Source organism: Paenibacillus ihuae (assembly GCF_001368795.1).
GTDB lineage: Bacteria > Bacillota > Bacilli > Paenibacillales > Paenibacillaceae > Paenibacillus_AQ > Paenibacillus_AQ ihuae.
In genome coordinates this window covers 1,925,046-1,928,403 of sequence record NZ_LN831198.1, presented here as the reverse complement: position 1 = coordinate 1,928,403, position 3,358 = coordinate 1,925,046, and the positions used below count along the sequence as shown (strand labels likewise).

The following is a 3,358-nucleotide window of genomic DNA, read 5'->3' as shown; positions in this document are numbered from 1 at the left end:
TACGATGAAATGAAGCGGTCCCACCTGTGACAGGCTTTCCTGCAGCCGGGGATGGGCGGCGATGTCTGCAGCGTCGGCTTCGCTCTGGCACGCCAGCAGAATCACCTCGGACCAGGCCGTCCGGCCGATGCTTCTGGCCCATTGCCTCAATGACAGTTCTACCTGGGACGGCAATCCTCCTCTGGCATGGGAAGCCAGCCAGCCGATGACCGCTTCTGGCGGCTGCCCCTGTTCAGCAGCCTCCTCCAGCTTCATCCGGCTTAGCCTGAAGCTCCATAGCTCATCTGCGTAGAGCAGCTCCGAACAGCCAGCGAGCCCCCAGCGGAGACGGTAATCCACGTCAGGAGGAACCAGCACCTCGAAATCCGGCTGGACAATAAACTGGGCTTCATTGCCGCTTATTGTGTGGCCATCCTTTTCACCAAAGAAGCTGGACAGATTTTTAAGGTCAGAATCCAACATCTTACCGGTAACCAGCAGCGGTTTATGCTCCGTCCAGCGGAAACACCACGCCCCACCTTCTGTATATCCCAGCTCACACCAGCCAAATCCGGCCAGACTGCCTAGCCAAGCCAGACAAGCATATTGGAGAGCTTCTAAAGGCTGCTCAGCCGTAAGCTGAACCTGGGACATCCACTCCATAACATCACCCAAGGGATACCAATTGCCCGGAGCGAAGGCGGGGGAAGAGACAAGATATCTGAAATGCTGTGGTGCAGGCCCGTCTATTCCATAACGGTTTAGTATCACGTTATACAGAACACTTGTCATTTGCGGCTCGCTGAGCCCAAGCCAGCTCTCAAGCTTCTCCATGTCCGGAAAATAAGCAGATTCATGGCGTTCTACCAAGCCCAGAACCAGCATCAGATCTACCATTACTGTAACCGCGAGCGGACACGTCTCACAACCGGCAGCTGGAGGAAACAGCCCCCGCAGCTGCTTATCCTGCACCGGCAGCAGGGCAGCCAGACGGCCCGCCTGCTTTTTGTGGATGCTCCCCTTAGCAGTCAGAGGAAGCCCTTGCTGCGCTGTGAAGACCAGCGCCCGGAACAGCTGTCCGGCCAGGCCTGCCTCCGCCGGATACTCCACCGTTACCGCTTCTGCAGATAACGGCTTGGGCGTATAAGGGAAGCAGCTCCATTGAATAGCTGCCAGCTCTTGTGGGGGGATTTGATATAACTGCTCCCCCCAGATTTTCTGCCGCAGCTCAACCAGCCCTGCCTGGCGCAGCTCCAGCATGGCCAGCTGCAGTTCGGCTCGGCACAGCGCCTCGGGTCGCAGCCGCTCCAGCTTCTCCACGGCAAAAGGCCGGGCGGCATGGCCGGCGCAGATCCGCCTCAGGACCTCCTGTGCCGGCGGACTCAGCGTCATCATAGTATTGCCTCCTTCTGCTGGTCTCCCGCTCTAACGGCATATTCATACCCCTGCTCGGTCAGAAACAGCCTGCGGCGCATAGCAAATTCCTGTTCCCGGCTGTCCCCGGTTACCAGTGTGTAGAAATATGCCTTGTTCTCACCCGGTTTAGGGCGCAGGATCCGGCCCAGACGCTGAGCCTCTTCCTGCCGCGAGCCGTAAGCGCCCGAAACCTCTATTGCCACCGAGGCATCCGGCAGATTCACGGCAAAATTAGCAACCTTAGATACCACCAGAACCTTGAGGCTCCCCTCATTAAATGCCGCATACAGCCCTTTTCGCTCCCGCTGCGGCGTTTTACCGGTTATCAAAGGGGCTTCCAGGAAGTCCGCTAAAGCCTCTAACTGATCCAGGTATTGGCCGATAACGAGCACTGCTGCTCCGGAATGCGCTGCAATAATCTTCTCAACCTCTTCAGCCTTAGCCGGATTCCCTGCAGCAAGCCTGAATTGTTCTTTCCCTCCGGCATAAATATAACGGCTCCTTAGGGCAGACTCCATCGGCACAATGACCTCTATACATTCCACAGCCGCAATCCAGCCCTGCTGCTCCAGCGACTTCCACGGAAGATCGTAGCATCGAGGGCCAATCAGGGAGAAGACATCTCCCTCACGGCCATCTTCCCTGACGAGAGTAGCGGTCAGCCCCAGGCGGCGTGTCGCCTGGATGTCAGCGGTAGCCCGGAACACCGGAGCCGGGAGCAAATGCACCTCATCATAGATGATCAGCCCCCAGTTACGCTCCTTGAACAGGTTCATATGAACAAACGGACCGCCCTTAGAGCTCCGGTGTGTCAACATCTGATAAGTAGCTAGTGTGACAGGCCGTACTTCCCTGCGTTCACCGGTATATTCCCCGATTTCCTCTTCCTCCAGATTCGTCCGCTGCAGCAGTTCTTCCCGCCATTGCTCCACAGATGTTGTACTCGAAGTGAGGATCAGCGTTTCGCATTGCAGCTTCTCCAGCACGGCAAGTCCCACCACCGTCTTGCCTGCCCCGCAGGGCAGGACAACAACACCGCTGCCGCCACTGCCATGAAATAAGCGGACTGCTTCCCGCTGGTAATCCCGAAGCCCGAAGACCTCTGCTTTAGAATCACCTTCATGGTATGCTTTTTCCTTCCAGGCAAGATTCAGTCTCTGGCCTTCCCGGTAGCCTGCCATGTCGATCACAGGATATCCGAGTCTGGTCAGCTCCTGCTTCAGCAGTCCCCGATTCCCCGCAGGACATTCACATTCCATGAGCCCCGATCTGTTCATTTGAAGCCCGCTAAGCACCAGGAATTCCCCCAGCTCATCTAGCAGAGCAGGCTGATCAGTGCGAAGAATCATGAGCCGGTTGTCCGTCATATGGGCATGCAGCTCCAACCTGCCGTACCTGGATATGAGCCTGCGGATTTCTTCCTCCAGCCCGGCCGGTGTACCCCATCGTGACAATCCCTGCAGGCTGGCAATAATCTCTTCCGCTGTTTTTCCGCCGGATGCTGCGTTCCATAAAGACAGGGGTGTGATCCGGTAGGTGTGGTAGGCAGGAAGACTTTTCACAAGCTCGGCGTAATCAGCCAGTGCCGTTCTCGCCGCTTCAAATCCCGGATGGCCGCATTCCAGCAGGATCGTTTTGTCTTTGCGGATAATGCATGACCCTGTCCCAGTCATAGGGTCCCCTCCTGTCTTTTAACATTACAAGCTGTCAGATCTGTATGATCTCCTGTCAATGTGAAGCAGGAAAAAGCCCACCTCCGCACGAATGCGGACATGAGCTTCCCTGTTTGCTTATTCAATGCAGCTGTTGTTGCGAAATTTCGCTCAGCGCTTCTCCCGCTTCATCTGCGAAGATACGCTTCACGGCCAGATCGCCCAGCGATACGATACCGATCAGTTCGTTATCACGTGTTACCGGCAGGCGGCGGATCTGTCCGGAGGCCATAATTTCAGCCGCTTCATCT

3 protein-coding genes are annotated in these 3,358 nt (G+C 56.5%); all 3 read right to left on the bottom strand.

The window, feature by feature from the left end:
• A partial coding sequence (locus tag AQR02_RS08655) for a helicase-associated domain-containing protein (protein WP_054940220.1) occupies nt 1-1,374 on the bottom strand: 1,374 nt, incomplete at its 3' end.
• Nucleotides 1,371-3,068 (bottom strand): DNA repair helicase XPB, encoded by a 1,698-nt coding sequence (locus AQR02_RS08650; protein ID WP_054940219.1) that lies wholly within the window; start codon nt 3,066-3,068, stop codon nt 1,371-1,373. The genes AQR02_RS08650 and AQR02_RS08655, both read right to left, overlap by 4 nt.
• Before the next feature lie 121 nt (nt 3,069-3,189).
• The coding region (locus AQR02_RS31155; RefSeq protein ID WP_148449147.1) for a CBS domain-containing protein at nt 3,190-3,358 on the bottom strand (169 nt) is incomplete at its 5' end.

What these genes read in the sequence shown, in the direction of transcription:
- AQR02_RS08650 (WP_054940219.1), bottom strand. Translation starts at nt 3,068, where the DNA reads ATGACTGGGACAGGGTCATGCATTATCCGCAAAGACAAAACGATCCTG.